The following is a 14,450-nucleotide window of genomic DNA, read 5'->3' as shown; positions in this document are numbered from 1 at the left end:
ATTTCTTAAAATACATTTTTCAGCAATGAATCTACATAAGGGAGGAAATGTTTGATGAGTCATTTTGAATGCAAAATGTTAACGATGTGTATGGTGCAAGATGGAGATAAAGTTTTACTTATAAATCGACCAGATCGTTTAGGTTTTCCAGGATACATTGCTCCTGGCGGAAAAGTCGACTTTCCAGAAAGTATTGTAGATGGAGCGATCCGAGAAGTACATGAAGAAACAGGTTTAATCGTAAAAGACATCATCTTTAAAGGAATTACCGAGTTTTGTGAGCCAAACACGAAGTTGCGATATATGGTGTTTAATTATTTGGCAACATCTTTTGAAGGAAAGCTACTTGAAAAGCCGCCTGAAGGAGAATTAGTATGGGTAGATAGAAAAGATGCGTTACATTTACCGATGCAAGATTGGTTTAGAAAAAGGTTTCCGCTATTCTTTGAACCGGGAACATTTGAGTGGCATTCCGTATGGGACAAAGAGCGTGATGTTGTTTTAAATAGGGTGGAAAAACATTATAAACAATCGCTACTGCATGAAGTGTAATTCTTAATGAAAACTCCCCATTTTAAGCGTCTCTCTAAGATGGGGGATAGCCTATTTGTGAATATTGGAAATCAACTTATTATATAATTGCCTGAATGGATCAATCAAAAAAGGGGTCAGCCCCGCAGCTTAAAAGCTGTGAGGACTGACCCAAAAGTTTCTTCATTTCTTATAGATTATAGATCCGGGTTGAAGACGTCTTTTGATTTTTTTGAAATATCCGTAATTAATTCATTTCTTAATTGTTTTGCTTTTGTAAATGCATCTGTAGCCGTGTCATTACTATATTTATTTAAATATTTAATTGCTTTTTGTTTGTCTTCCTTATAAAGCTCTGTAGCCTTTTTTTCAACCGAACTTTGTTTTGCAAATAACTGATCTTCGTATTTACCCCAATAGTTTTTCAATCCTACTCCAAGTGTGTCTGGGTTTGTTGCAGCTAAAGCAGCTGGTGCACGGAAAGCCCAGTAAGCTGATTGATCATCATATTTGTCATTACCAAGTTTAAAAGCAGTTGGTGTGTCATATGTTCCTTGATAGAATGGTAAATAAACACTATATTCCGGGTTTGCTAGGCTAAGCCACATAACATTGGCAATATCAGCAGGCATATTAGATCTTAGTTGAATAACATGGGATTCAACTGTACGATCTACACCAACAGCACGCTCATCTTTACCTGTACTTGTAGAAGGATCATATGGAGTACCTTCATAATGAGAGCCCAAGAATTTCATCACTTGTTTTGGCGTAATTTTCTGATCCGGAATCATAAATAATGGATAACGTGTTAATTCAGCACCTTGGTTTATAGATGGAGTAAATGTCTTTTGTCCCCACCATTCTCTACGTGTATTGTATTTTTGACCAACATCACCGTAAGTTCCAGCAAAATCAAATTTTTGATTATGATCTTTATCATTGTTTGTTATTAAGCCTTTTTCAACTGCATGAGAAATTAATGTTTTAGAGCCCATGAAGTTTTTCGTGTCGGAAAGATTCACATTATCGATTCTTAGTCCATTTGCAACAATTAAATAAGCATCATCAGGTACTCTTTCTGCTACCCATTGATGTCCTGTTCCAACCTCAAAGTACCAAATTTCATTCTTATCTGCGATCGCAACGCCATTTGCTTCAGCAGAACCACACTTTTCAATGTACTGTCCTAGTAATTCAGCACCTTCACGGGCTGTTTTAACACGTGGTAAAATCAAGGTTGGAATAACCGATTCGCTAACACCTTTTTTCACAAATGGGTCAGATGCCTCTGCTTTTTTATTTGCATAAGCACTATTTGTAGCAGAAATCGCTACTCCGTATTCATTTATCCCTGCTTCTTCAAAAGGCCCTTTTGAAGGATCCCAGTCTGGTATTGCAATATACTTATAGGATACCTTTGGTTGATCTACTGTTAGTCCAGTTTTAAATTTTAGTTTTTCCCCTGATTTATGTGTTTTACGAGGGAATACCTTGACATGTTTCGACCATGCACTAGATACGTCCTCATTTCGTGCAACCATGACCGAATCATCTACGGTTGCTTTTTTTCCTGCAAAAACCGATGTGCAAGCGCTTGCGGGAATAGCAAATCCTCCAACTATTAAGGTAGTAATGGCTGCTGCTACACCTGCTTTTTTGATACCATGTAACTTCATTTTGCCTTCCTCCTTTAACATTTCTGGATTTATTTCATCATTATTCTAACATAATATAATGATTTTGTGAGCGCTTTCACATATTGTTCATATAGAAAAAAGTTAGTCCAAAATCATTTATTCAGAGGAATGGATTATCCTATTACATCCCTCGCTTTTTTCCTGTTTCCTTCATAAAAAAGACCGAAGAGTTACCAGGCATCTATCCTGATTTTCCTTCGATCTGGTTTAAACTTTTTTATCAAGAAGCGAATTGATTATCTTAAATAAGAGCATGTTTTGATCAATCTTTTTTCAAAACATGCTCTTTATATTTGTCGCTATATCATGGTTATTAGTAGTAATTTAATCAAACTTTATTTCAAGGCAACAACTAGGTCCATCAAAGTTGAATCTTGGCGTGCACTTAAAGAGGTACCTCCAGCATAAAATGATGTGAATTTTGTCCAGCTAAGAATATTTCTGTTATTTGCAAATAAAGTTGTTTAATTACAAATAAAATCGTTACATTTACAATAAAAATGTTTGAAAATTCTAGTTACACTATTTCATTAAAAGACCAGATTGTTGAGGAAGGTTCTCTGTTATCATTCTATAAGTTTTGATTAGTAATGGAAAAGGGGAAAGGGGTAAGCCGATGCTTACCTCTTTTTTAAGTGTTCATTTGTTGGTAAAAGTTTATATATTTCATTAGCTCCGCGATTCCTTTAAATTGAAGCAATAGTTGATCATTTAGATTTTCCAAAGCTAGCTGAAAGGAACATTCGATTTTATTATAGTTTGGTGTGTTTAATTCATTTAAAAGCTTCTTCATATTTTCAATATAATAAACGGTTTTTCTCAAACTGCTGATGACCAGTATCTTACGTAGTTCTGTTATTGTAAACATTCTATAGCCGTTTTCTTTATTTCTTTCCGAATGGACTAACCCTTCATATTCCCAATAGCGAATAGCTGAAGCATTTACGCCTGCTATTTCTGCAGCCTCTCCAATACTCATGTATTCTCTTAATTTTCTATTTTTATATTTCGTAAAATTAGCATTTTGAATCATTGTCAGTACTTCTTCCACCCTTTGTTTCTCCAGCTGTATATGAAATTGTTGTTCATTTACTAACCAAAGAGCTTGTTCAAAGCTTTTGTTTTTAGTCATTCTCATGACTTCATAGACAATGGGTATCTCATACCCTTTTAATAAAGTCCTAATGGTAGTAAATGCTTGAAAGTGTATAGATGTATAGAATCGATGATTATTTTTCGTTCTTAGTACATCAGGAATGAGATTTTGTTCTTCGTATCTTCTCAAGGTTGTGGTACTAACATTTAAGGAATTTGCAATTTGTTTAGGGGTATATCTCTCCATTTTCAACTCCTTATTTAAAGTAAAACCTTCAAGTGCTACAATAACATATTTTTAATGAATTTCTAATATATCAAGAAAAAATAGCGCAAATCCGAAAGATTGCATGAATGTTATATGATATAAGTATAAACAATTTAGGAGTGATGCAAATGGAGAAATTCATAAAACTTATGGATCAATCAGAATTAAAAGTTGGCTTAGTTGGTAATCCAAATTTTAAAACAATCATGCTGCCAGTAGCTAAAGAATCTGTTTTTGGCGAAGAAGCTGAAAACTTAAAGGTGTGGGGAGTAGACCCTGAATTTGGAAAACACTTTGTCGAGGGATTGCAAGATAAGTTTCAGGTTTTATATTTTGATTATGAAGGACATCGCTTGAAACATCCGAATCCGAAGAATTTAACATCTGAAAATATAGTAAAAGATCTATTATTAATTGCTGACGAGATGAATGTTAAGGAATTTACTTATTATGGATATTCTTGGTTAGCTTTAGTTGGACTACAATTAGCAATTAGGACAAATAGATTAGAAAGCTTAATAATGGGTGGTTTTCCGCCAATAGATGGGCCATACAAGGAAATGTTAATTGTAACTAACAGGACATACGAACAGGCATTGAATAATCAAACTTCTCCTGTCTTTAATGAGCAAGATAAGACTAAAAGTCCAGAAAAGATTGAGTGGGATAACATAAAGGTGAAAATTAACACGAATCAAACCAAACAGTTTGTAACGTTATATGAGAATTTAAAGGAATTTGATGATCGAGAAATTCAATACAAACTAGCTATTCCAAGGCTAGTGTTTACTGGTGAAAAAGACATTATTACTTATGGAGAAAACTTTGGAAGTGTAACAGTTGATATTGTCGGTACAATACAAAAAAATAAACAAGTGCTAGAACACTTAGGATGGGATGTAGAAATACTGGAAGGAGACGGCATGAATCATACCAAAGCTATGCAACCTGTAACGGTTCTGTCATTAATAAAACCTTGGTTGGTCAAAAATTCTAATAGGGGGTAACGCGCACATGCCTATCAAGTTAAGAAATTCATTGTTCTCCAAAACGACAAGGGAGTACTTCAAAATCTTAGCTTGATGGGCATTAGCTGCACTTCTAAAAGAAAAATTTAATCTTTATATGGATCTTTTTCTACAACCTTGGAGGCTAACAATAAATTAGAAAACTTATCAGCAACTAATTCTCGATTTTCTATAATTTCGTCTGTTTCTTCCCCATAATCATGAACTAATCTATATACTGGCGGATCTTCTCCTTCATGAATACAAATAAAATAAGGATTTCCGGTATGCATAAGACAGGAGCCAATAGAAATATAACCTTTTTCAAATACAGCATACCCAGGTATAGCTTCAATAGTTTCCATTATCATTTCATCTTTATCTAAAAGTAACATTAAAGATATTCCATCATCATCTTCAGAAGGTAAAAATTCTTGCCAAATTATTTTACTGGCACAAAGAGGAGTTGTTCGCATTAGATCTGTTAACCATTCTGGTAACAAATTCATTAACTTAGACTGTAATTCTTCTATTTCTTCTACAGTAGCAATTTTACCCGATGTAAGACTATTTTCTATCATATATTTAGCTGCATCAAAAACTTGTAGACTCATATGTATTCACCCTTTGTTATAATATGATATTTTATATATTACATTATTTTTAGATAAAACCTTTAGTTTTAATTATTATGAACATATATCTTATTCTGGTAAGTTTTACATAATCTATTATTACGAAATGTTGCATGAGATGTTGGTTGTATGCAACGAACCAGTAAGTAACTAGTTCGTTATCACCTTAAAATTTGGTATGCTAGACTGTTTCTTATTCTAAGAGCGGTCTTAACATTTTACATAATAAAAAGGGGATGCGCCATAGGTCAGTTACACTGACTCATGGGACATCCCCTTATATAGCAAATTCATTATTTTTATCGCTAGATTATATATCATTTAATAAACTATTATTTAGCTTTTTCACCACATTATCGGAACTACTAAAGAAAATCTAACAGCTTCTATTTTTGAAATAAGGAATAACTCGTTATTTTGTTTATAAGATTCATTTTCATAATTCGATAGTGGACAAGTAGTGCAGTACATACTCCAAGGATTATCCCTGCCAATACATCTAGAGGATAATGTACACCAACCCAAATTCTTGAAAAAGCAATACCCATTCCAAAAATAATCCACATAAATGTATTTCCTCTACTACATAGCCAAATTGTTACAGTAATTACGAAAGCAGCTGTAGCATGATCACTCGGGAAAGAAGAATTTGCAGTGTGATCAACTAATTGTTTAATATGATGCGAGACGAATGGTCGATCACGATAGAAAAACAGTTCAATTACTCTATTTATAGTAAATGCTAAGGAGCATGCGAATAAAGCTTGAAATACTGTCACTCTATTTTCTTTATTTGTAATCCATAAAACGAGTAATGCAACAATTAAAATGTACTGGGCATACTCGGCGAAAAAAATCATCATTTTATCTAGAAAAGGGTATTTATAAACATACGAGTTGATCCACTGAAAGATTTCATAATCGATAGACTGTAAAACCATTGAATAAAAACACATCCTAACATTTGATAAAGCATTTCTCTATTTTTACATAATATCAATTACTGATTATTGTTTAAAGGACGGATTGTAAAAATAAATGACATAGGAGTTCTATTTTTTGTAGCAAATAAAAAGAAAAATACATTTGCTAGTGTGTATATGGCTTTATATAATTTTTATTTAAAAATTTCACGTACCGTAATGAGAAGGGATTTTTTTATATTTCTAGAATAAAAACTAAGTAATTATAAGCATTTTTAAGGGGGATTATAGAATGAACCAAATAATACACTCTATTTCTTTAACAGGAGATTGGGAGCTAGATATTCAACATATGCTAGAACAATATAATAAACCTCACACATATGAGCACTCTGTTAGGGTCGCGAATGAAGCAAAAAGAATTGCCAAGAGATTTGGATTAGATGAAGAAGAAGCAGCGATTGCTGGTTATCTCCATGATATTAGTGCCATTATCCCAAATGATGAACGTATTCAAGTAGCAGAAAAAATGCAAATTGAAGTGTTACAAGAAGAAAGAATATTTCCGATGATTATTCATCAGAAAATATCAAGAAGAATTGCAGAAGATATTTTTAAAGTGAACAATGAGGGAATATTAGATGCAATTAGCTGTCATACAACATTAAGGAAAAATGCGACACCTATAGATATGGTGTTATTTGTTGCAGATAAGATTGAATGGGATCAAAACGGGACACCCCCATATATTGTAGAAATAAAAGAAGCGTTAGAGCAATCATTAGAACACGCTTGTTTTGCATACATTTCATACTTATGGGAGCGAAGAGAGAATTTAAAAGTTATTCATCCATGGTTGGAGGATGCTTATTTTGATCTAAAAGTGAAACTAGAAGTTGAGTAAACGATGTTACACATACCTTCATCTTTCAAAACGACCATACAAGATGTTCACGGAGAACGAGGGCAGCAATGGATTGAAAATCTGCCAAGTACGATTCAAGAGCTCGAAAGAAAAATGGACAAGAAGTTGTGTTAAAACTCGGTGTACCATATGAGGGATTGGACAACGAAATAGAAGCGCTTCGTTATTTTCAAGGAGAAGGGGTAGTGACACTCCTTGATTCAGGTCCTGACTATGGCTTTTTATTATTAGAATATATAAAATCCGGTATGTCACTTGCGCATATGGAAAATGAAGAAAAAGCAACGACTATTATAGGACAAACGATGAAAAAACTTTGGAGAACTGAGGAGTGACTTTCGATGTGCAATGTTGAGATAAGAAGACCGCGAATGAAAGACATTGAAGAGCTAAATCAATTTTTTAGTACAACTATTAAAGATACGTTTGCTAGAGAAGGTTTATCGGAACTACTGGATGATATAGAAAATGAAATTGAAAGTAAGAAAGAATATTTGAAATGTGACTTTGATAGCAATGGAAAAAATCGATATTTTTTGATAGCTACAGATACAAATTGCAACAAAGTTATCGGTACAATTGAATATGGCCCAGCTAGTGAACTTATTAACAGCTGCACAAATAAAGTATTAAAAGATTTACCTGAGATAGGAACTGTGTTTGTACATCCAGATTATCAAAGGCGTGGTATAGGAAAATTACTTTTAAATACGATGTTTCTTACCTTATTAAGCAGAGGAATTCAAGAATTTTGTTTAGATAGCGGATATACAAATGCACAGAAGGTATGGAAGGGGAAATTTGGAGAACCTGATTATTTAATGAAGGATTATTGGGGTAATGGGTATGATCATATGATTTGGAAAAGATGTATTGATGATATGCCAATAATATTTAGTAAATGAGTAGGGTGTATTTTGAGGTAGTGCTACATCACCATTAATCTGGATTTATATCATTTTAGATGGGAGTATTCATTTTTTCTAGAGGTCCAATTTTTGAGTGTACAAGGTAACAACAATTGATTGAGCATGTATAAGCGAGCAATTTAAGCGCGAAAAAATATTAACATTTTTAGAGGACACTAGAAAGGGTCTATTAACAGGGAATTTACTAGTGATTATAATTTTGACCAATTAAATTGTGCGAATAAAGAGGGACAAGGAATTTTGGATAATAATTTTCGAGGCTTATCCATGGTTGATACATGGAAAACACTGCAAATGAGGGAGAACCACCTGATTTATTAAGCACAATACCTCCTATTTTCACAAAGAAAGCGGATGAATAAAAGGAGGGAAATCCCTCCTTTTATTCATTAGTAACACTAAATAATACACCTGTAGTAGCTACTTGATTTTTTGAATTTATTGCTTCCACTGCGAAATGATGAAAAATATTTTGATCCTCTTTAAAGTTCCACTTAAATGAAAATTTACCATTCTTACTCTCAGAAATCCCAATTAACTTTCTTTGATTATAAGTTGCTGTTCCTGTCGGAATTAAATAAAATTTAATCCTTTTGGCATTTTTAGCTGTAATACTAACAGTTAGAGTTCCATCTGTTTTAGGGAGGGATATCCAACCGTTTTTAATACTGTAGGGGAAAGTAGTAACTTTGTTTATTGTAACACTTTCAAGTTCACTGGCGAATGCTTTAGAGAAACAGGTGGGATTAGAAAATACAATTGTTGTTAAGAGAAGAAATAATAAATGCTTTGAAAGTTTCAATTAATACCCTCCAGTTCTTGATGTTTAATTATGATTTCATAGCCTTCTTGAATACATATTCCACATATATTTTTTATCTTTCGTAAAATAAATTTTATTTATCCCGCATTAACGGACAGTAAGACCCCGATTGGTTCAACTAACCATCAGTGGGAGATGAAAAAACTCTCTACTGATGGAAGTTTCACTTTATACAAAGAGGCCTATTTTCCTTGCAAATTCCCTTTTTTAAAGATATCGTTTTTGATTCGACATAATCTTAGCGTGGGGTTTTTTCAATTTGCTGGCGGTATCCCATCGCTATCAAGTTAAGGTTTTAATATACCCCCTAAATGAACATTTTCTTTTTCTACGGGTAGTTACTTTGAAACCGAATCTTTAATATTTAAAGGACGAAAAAAAGAAACATAGAGGCGAAAACCTCTGTGTTTCTTTTTGATTAATATATTTATTGAAAAATATTTTCTTTCCGGCACAGATCCTCCTTATACCCTATTGTAGAAGCTATTTTGAACGTAAGGAATTTGTAAGGAATGGGTAAGAAAAAAGAAAGTTTTATTGTGTATGATGAAAATATAACGAGGCGTGAAAGGCGAAACAGATATGACGTATATATGAAAAACAAACCAGTTAACAAGAGTGTTTCAAGGAAAAGAAGTAATTTCTGTGGTTAACATACATGTGAAAAAAGAGGGATTTACCGTTGTTAGGACGGAATGGTGTTTGTAAAAATAATCATTATGAAGCTGATTACAAACTTAATGATGATATTTTGTCATTGGTAGAGATGATAGCTGTGTGGTTAGTATGAAACGACAAGCAACCACCTATACAATATGAATAGAAGAGAGGAACGCCTTATGAAAACACGTAGTCAAATTACATTTGCAAGTCTGGCCCTTTTAATAGCTGGAAGTTCCCTGTTATTCACAACGCCAACCTCAATTGTAAAAGCAGAGCCTACTCAAAATGTATCTAGTTCGTTACAAGCAAGCACTCAACGAGATCGTAATGCCGTCAAGCAAGCAATGCGGGATACATTGCATCTTGGATACCCGGGAATACTCGCTAAAATTTCTGATAGTGGAAAAACGTGGAGTTATGCCGTTGGGATAGCGGATTTGAGAACCAAGAAACCAATGAAAACAGATTTTCGCTTTCGCATTGGCAGCGTGACGAAGACGTTCACCGCAACAATTCTACTTCAATTAGCTGGAGAGAATCGCTTAAATCTAGACGATTCCATTGAAAAATGGTTGCCTGGTGTCATTCAAGGAAACAGATATGATGGTAACCAGATTACTATCCGGCAGATATTGAATCATACAAGTGGTATCGCTGAATACGCAAGGTCAAAAGACTTTAATCTTATGGATACAAAAAAATCGTATACGGCTGAAGAACTAGTGAACATGGGGATTTCTCTGCCCCCAGATTTCCCGCCAGGAAAGGGCTGGTCTTATTCAAACACAGGATACGTATTACTGGGTATCCTTATTGAAAAGGTAATGGGAAACAGCTATGCGGAAGAAATCGAAAATCGGATTATTGAACCACTTGAATTGTCAAATACATTCCTACCTGGCAATTCAAGCGTTATTCCAGGTACCAATCATGCCCGTGGATATATCAAACTAGATGGAGTAAGTGAGTTAAAAGATGTTACGTATTATAACCCAAGTATGGGTCAATCGGCTGGAGAGATGATTTCTACTGCTGACGACTTAAATAAATTCTTCTCTTACTTGCTCGGTGGAAAATTACTGAAAGAACAGCAACTCAAACAAATGCTTACTACAGTTCCTACAGGAATAGAAGGAATCGATGGATATGGTCTTGGAATCTATAAAACTAAACTTCCAAACAGTGTCCTAATATGGGGACATACAGGTGGCATACCGGGATTTGATACTTTTGCTGGAGGTACACACGGAGGTAAGCATACGTTGGCCATCAGTTTGAACAGCATGGGTAAAGTTAATAGTTCTGATCTTTTTAAAAATATTTTACTTGCTGAATTTAGCAAGTAGGCCAGAAGGAAGAACGGATAAAATTTTATCATATTTTCATAGTTAAACAATAAGGGATGAAATCGATTATTTATCTAAGGAGGAACCTCTCTTATGAAAAATAAACTATCTAGGATGTTAACCGCTACATTGGTTCTAATGATGACTCTACCTACAGGGGCGATAGCGTCTTCTAGTAATAAGACTCCGGTTGTAACTAGCACAGAACTGGAGAAGATTGCGGCAGAGAAAGCTACACTACTTACGAAATCCTATGAGACGACTAGCGTGCAGTATGCGTTAATAGATAATGGCAAGATTATTTTGTCGGGTCAGACAGGCAAAAACGATATGGAAGGGAAACAACCGCTGACTAAAGATACTCTATATGGGATTGGTTCAACCAGTAAAGTATATACAGCTGCGGCTATCATGAAATTGGTCGACGAAGGAAAAGTCGATTTGGATGTCCCTGTTGTCCACTATGTTCCTGATTTCAAGATGAAAGATGAGCGGTACAAGCGCATTACACCGCGTATGCTGTTGAACCATTCCTCCGGTTTGCAAGGTACCACGCTCAATAAAGCATTGTTATTTAAAGATAATGATACCTATGCCCATGATAACTTGTTGCGGCAATTATCTACCCAAAACTTAAAAGCGGACCCTGGCGCGTTCTCGGTATACTGTAACGACGGCTTTACGCTAGCTGAGATTTTGGTAGAAAAAGTAAGTGGTATGAGCTTTACTGAATTTTTACATCAAAGGTTTACAGAGCCATTAAAATTAAATCATACAAAAACGCCACAGGACAAATGGGAGGACGAAAAGCGTGCTGGACTTTATTTTCCAGCATACCAAGGGCAGCTTCCCATTGAATCGATGAATGTGATTGGTTCGGGAGGGATCTCTTCAACGGCAGAAGATACGGTGCGATTCTCACAATTATTTATGGGACAGGGAAAAGGGATTCTCTCTGATAAGGCAATCAAGACGATGGAGCAGGCTGAATATAAAAAAGGAATGTGGCCAGGGGATGGAGATAATAGTTTCAACTATGGTCTAGGGTGGGATAGTGTGAAACTATATCCATTCAATAGATATGGAATAAAGGCCTTGTCTAAGGGCGGTGACACAGTACTGCAACATGCTACATTGGTTGTGCTTCCGGAACAGAAGATGGCAGCGGCTGTGTTGTCATCCGGCGGTAGCAGCATTACAAATCAAATGCTGGCAACTAATTTACTGCTCGCCGCGCTTAAAGAGAAGGGAACAATTAAGGATATAAAGCCGAACAAATCTTTTGGTAAGCCAGTCAAGGCTCAGATGCCTCCAAACGTGGCGAAACAAGCGGGCTTTTATGGCAATAGCTACAGTCATTTCAAAATAGAAATTACAAAGAAGGGAGAACTATTCTTACCATCTAATCGTAAAGAAAAATATGTATATACTGCGGATGGAAGCTTTATTAATGAGAACGGTACTTCCAAGCTCAATTTCGTTACCGAGAAGAATGGAAGAACATATTTGAGGGAGAGCACATATAATTCGAAGCCAGGATTAGGGCAAGATGTGCTGACGCACTATTTAGCCGAGAAACTAGAAGACAATGTACTATCGAAGAGAACCGCTGCTGCATGGGAAAAGCGGGAGGGCGGCAAGTTCTATCTCATTAACGAGAAATTTAGTTCTATGAACTATCTTGTACAAATAATACCTCTTACTACACAAATTATTACCAAGGAAGGCTATTGGGATGGCAAAAAAATTATAGGTCCGAATACGGCGACACATCAACTCCAGATTCCTGTGATGGATGGGCGTGATACGAAGGAAGCTCGTTTTTATACAGAGGATGGTAATGAATATATGGAGATGGCCAACTCCTTATACGTAAGTGAATCAAACGTAAAACCCCTTGACACAAGCCAATCATCGAAGGTTACACTGTCAGCAAACGGGCATGCAAAATGGTTTACGATCCCGCAAGTGGCAGCAGGGAAAACGATGACCGTGGAGTTGCCATCGAAGAGTTCGTTCGCGGTGTATGATGAAAAGGGAGTATGCATCAATTTTACCGTTGTTAGCAATAATAACAAGGTAAAACTGCCGAAGAATGGAACGGTTGTATTTACTGGCGCGCCAAACTCGGAATTTACAGTTACGTTGAACTAGCTATAATAACGTTAAGAGTATACAAGATTGTATGCGGTTTTTTGACCAATTCAATAACAAACGGGAACTCTGAAACCCAGGACAGAATAGGAATGTATAAAAAATGAATAGAGTTATAGAAAAAGAAAAAGGCGAATTCCTTATGAGATTAGGAATCCGCCTTGTCTTCGCTACCGATGGTTTTGGTGCAAAAATCATTTAATAGAGACATAGAGCCTACGCAGTCTGTTTAATTACAAATTATGATGTAATTCCAAACAACTTATGTATGAACTTCACCTGCCGGTGAAGTTGTCTTTTTTTCATCATATGCATAGCTTCAACACCACTCAATATAGAGATTGCTGTTTTAAATGATTTGAACCCCAACATAGAGCGAACACGTTTCTTAATAAAACGATGATCTTGTTCTACAATGTTATTTAGATATTTTATCTGTCTTATTTGGATGCCTACAGGCATCTTTTTCTCTTTCTTTAACTAAGCAATGTCCATAGAATAGGCTGGATTCTTGTCTACTGTGATCACACAGGGCTTCGAAATATGAAAAGACCGCAAAGCCTTTTTAAAAAAGCGCTTTGCAACCTTGTGGTCTCTAGTTTTACTTAAGTGAAAATCAATCCTTCCAGATATTTTGAAGTTTTTGCACCAGAACTAAATCTTACAAGTTTCTCAAGTTTTTTCTTTTATATAGACTGAATTTTCTGTTATTTAGTTGTATAGTGAAAGGAGTGATAGAAAAATATAAAGGGGGAAGGAGTTTGAAGAAAAAACAGTTTGTAATTGTACTTTCAGCAATGTTTTCATTAACACTTACATCAAGTATCTCTAGTATTACAGTACATGCAGAAAAAAGCGAAGAGAGTTCGATAAAATTTTCCTCGCTACCGTTAAATGGTAAAGTGCCAGAAACGTTAGCTCAATCAACAAAGATTGAGTTGGAAAATGGAATGACCAAGCCTATTTATTCAATTGATGAAGCAATTGTAGAAAAATTATATGTAGAAACTGAGATTGATAGTGACCTAGATTGGAAAAAGGATCTTGTTTCGATAAAGGTAATGTGACCTAAAACAGAACCGGGTGTGAAAGTTCCTGTTATTTATGAAATGAGTCCTTATCGTTTAGGGATAAATAATGTACCAGCTTATAATGTAGATGAAGAATTATATTCTACGGAAGGTAAACCTTATGCAGAACCAGCTAACCTCGGTTCATATGGAAATTATTATGTTCCTCGTGGATATGCCGTTATTTTAGGCGAAAGTATCGGCACTGGGAATTCAGGTGGATGTCCAACCACTGGTGACCAACAAGAAATTATCGGTACAAAATCTGTTATTGATTGGGTGAATGGAAGAGCAAAAGCATTCAATGAATATGGTGATGAAATACAGGCGGATTGGTCTACAGGGAATGTTGGGATGACAGGAGTGTCATATAATGGCACC

At 35.2% G+C, this 14,450-nt stretch carries 11 protein-coding genes and 4 pseudogenes; 9 read left to right on the top strand and 6 right to left on the bottom strand.

What is annotated here, in order from left to right; all coding sequences use genetic code 11:
• Positions 1-54: 54 nt before the first annotated feature.
• A complete protein-coding gene (locus WAZ07_RS21195) occupies positions 55-552 on the top strand; it encodes an 8-oxo-dGTP diphosphatase (RefSeq protein ID WP_336474024.1) in 498 nt (165 codons plus the stop codon).
• Between the two features lie 176 nt (positions 553-728).
• Here WAZ07_RS21195 and WAZ07_RS21190 read toward each other — a convergent pair whose 3' ends face one another.
• Positions 729-2,210 carry a C69 family dipeptidase gene (locus WAZ07_RS21190; protein ID WP_336474023.1) on the bottom strand — a complete coding sequence of 494 codons (1,482 nt, stop codon included), beginning with the start codon at positions 2,208-2,210 and terminating at the stop codon, positions 729-731.
• Positions 2,211-2,862: 652 nt separating this feature from the next.
• A complete protein-coding gene (locus tag WAZ07_RS21185; RefSeq protein WP_336474022.1) occupies positions 2,863-3,573 on the bottom strand; it encodes a MerR family transcriptional regulator in 711 nt (236 codons plus the stop codon).
• Positions 3,574-3,722: 149 nt separating this feature from the next.
• Between WAZ07_RS21185 and WAZ07_RS21180 the strand changes: the two genes are divergently transcribed.
• The gene (locus WAZ07_RS21180) at positions 3,723-4,601 is read left to right on the top strand and encodes an alpha/beta fold hydrolase (RefSeq protein ID WP_336474021.1); all 879 of its coding nucleotides are present in this window, start codon (positions 3,723-3,725) and stop codon (positions 4,599-4,601) included.
• Positions 4,602-4,708: 107 nt separating this feature from the next.
• Here the strand turns inward: WAZ07_RS21180 and WAZ07_RS21175 are convergent, their stop codons facing one another.
• Both WAZ07_RS21175 and WAZ07_RS21170 read right to left on the bottom strand, forming a co-directional pair.
• Positions 4,709-5,215: an SMI1/KNR4 family protein gene (locus WAZ07_RS21175; protein WP_336474020.1), complete on the bottom strand. Its 507-nt coding sequence runs from the start codon at positions 5,213-5,215 to the stop codon at positions 4,709-4,711.
• A gap of 407 nt (positions 5,216-5,622) precedes the next feature.
• A complete protein-coding gene (locus WAZ07_RS21170; RefSeq protein WP_090911390.1) occupies positions 5,623-6,177 on the bottom strand; it encodes an undecaprenyl-diphosphatase in 555 nt (184 codons plus the stop codon).
• 274 nt (positions 6,178-6,451) lie between these two features.
• Between WAZ07_RS21170 and yqeK the strand changes: the two genes are divergently transcribed.
• From yqeK to WAZ07_RS21155, 3 genes and pseudogenes are all read left to right on the top strand, one after another.
• Positions 6,452-7,063: a bis(5'-nucleosyl)-tetraphosphatase (symmetrical) YqeK gene (gene yqeK / locus WAZ07_RS21165; protein WP_336474019.1), complete on the top strand. Its 612-nt coding sequence runs from the start codon at positions 6,452-6,454 to the stop codon at positions 7,061-7,063.
• 116 nt (positions 7,064-7,179) lie between these two features.
• Positions 7,180-7,419 (top strand): annotated as a pseudogene (locus tag WAZ07_RS21160) (aminoglycoside phosphotransferase family protein); the annotation flags it as partial.
• Positions 7,420-7,425: 6 nt separating this feature from the next.
• A complete protein-coding gene (locus WAZ07_RS21155; RefSeq protein WP_336474018.1) occupies positions 7,426-7,989 on the top strand; it encodes a GNAT family N-acetyltransferase in 564 nt (187 codons plus the stop codon).
• 406 nt (positions 7,990-8,395) lie between these two features.
• Here the strand turns inward: WAZ07_RS21155 and WAZ07_RS21150 are convergent, their stop codons facing one another.
• Positions 8,396-8,815, bottom strand: coding sequence for a hypothetical protein (locus WAZ07_RS21150; RefSeq protein WP_336474017.1), 420 nt, complete (start codon positions 8,813-8,815; stop codon positions 8,396-8,398).
• Between the two features lie 639 nt (positions 8,816-9,454).
• On the opposite strand from WAZ07_RS21150, the pseudogene WAZ07_RS26320 reads away from it, so the two are divergent.
• From WAZ07_RS26320 to WAZ07_RS21140, 3 genes and pseudogenes are all read left to right on the top strand, one after another.
• Positions 9,455-9,579, top strand: a pseudogene (locus WAZ07_RS26320) (ABC transporter ATP-binding protein); the annotation flags it as partial.
• A gap of 96 nt (positions 9,580-9,675) precedes the next feature.
• Positions 9,676-10,845, top strand: a complete 1,170-nt coding sequence (locus WAZ07_RS21145; RefSeq protein ID WP_336474016.1) for a serine hydrolase domain-containing protein — start codon at positions 9,676-9,678, stop codon at positions 10,843-10,845.
• Between the two features lie 93 nt (positions 10,846-10,938).
• Positions 10,939-12,999, top strand: coding sequence for a serine hydrolase domain-containing protein (locus WAZ07_RS21140; RefSeq protein ID WP_336474015.1), 2,061 nt, complete (start codon positions 10,939-10,941; stop codon positions 12,997-12,999).
• 240 nt (positions 13,000-13,239) lie between these two features.
• Here WAZ07_RS21140 and WAZ07_RS21135 read toward each other — a convergent pair.
• Positions 13,240-13,620, bottom strand: a pseudogene (locus tag WAZ07_RS21135) (DDE-type integrase/transposase/recombinase); the annotation flags it as partial.
• 140 nt (positions 13,621-13,760) lie between these two features.
• Here WAZ07_RS21135 and WAZ07_RS21130 point away from each other — a divergent pair.
• Positions 13,761-14,450 (top strand): annotated as a pseudogene (locus WAZ07_RS21130) (CocE/NonD family hydrolase); the annotation flags it as partial.

The sequence above is a fragment of the Bacillus bruguierae genome, from assembly GCF_037104725.1.
Taxonomy (GTDB): Bacteria; Bacillota; Bacilli; order Bacillales; family Bacillaceae_G; genus Bacillus_A; species Bacillus_A bruguierae.
Note: the sequence above shows the minus strand (reverse complement) of the source record. Positions and strands in the feature narration are given on the sequence as shown.

Excerpts from the sequence above, each read along its gene's own strand:
- WAZ07_RS21155 (WP_336474018.1), top strand. The coding sequence starts at position 7,426 with ATGTGCAATGTTGAGATAAGAAGACCGCGAATGAAAGACATTGAAGAG.
- WAZ07_RS21195 (WP_336474024.1), top strand. The coding sequence starts at position 55 with ATGAGTCATTTTGAATGCAAAATGTTAACGATGTGTATGGTGCAAGAT.
- WAZ07_RS21190 (WP_336474023.1), bottom strand. The coding sequence starts at position 2,210 with ATGAAGTTACATGGTATCAAAAAAGCAGGTGTAGCAGCAGCCATTACT.
- WAZ07_RS21185 (WP_336474022.1), bottom strand. The coding sequence starts at position 3,573 with ATGGAGAGATATACCCCTAAACAAATTGCAAATTCCTTAAATGTTAGT.
- WAZ07_RS21145 (WP_336474016.1), top strand. The coding sequence starts at position 9,676 with ATGAAAACACGTAGTCAAATTACATTTGCAAGTCTGGCCCTTTTAATA.
- WAZ07_RS21180 (WP_336474021.1), top strand. The coding sequence starts at position 3,723 with ATGGAGAAATTCATAAAACTTATGGATCAATCAGAATTAAAAGTTGGC.
- yqeK (WP_336474019.1), top strand. The coding sequence starts at position 6,452 with ATGAACCAAATAATACACTCTATTTCTTTAACAGGAGATTGGGAGCTA.
- WAZ07_RS21175 (WP_336474020.1), bottom strand. The coding sequence starts at position 5,215 with ATGAGTCTACAAGTTTTTGATGCAGCTAAATATATGATAGAAAATAGT.
- WAZ07_RS21140 (WP_336474015.1), top strand. The coding sequence starts at position 10,939 with ATGAAAAATAAACTATCTAGGATGTTAACCGCTACATTGGTTCTAATG.
- WAZ07_RS21170 (WP_090911390.1), bottom strand. The coding sequence starts at position 6,177 with ATGGTTTTACAGTCTATCGATTATGAAATCTTTCAGTGGATCAACTCG.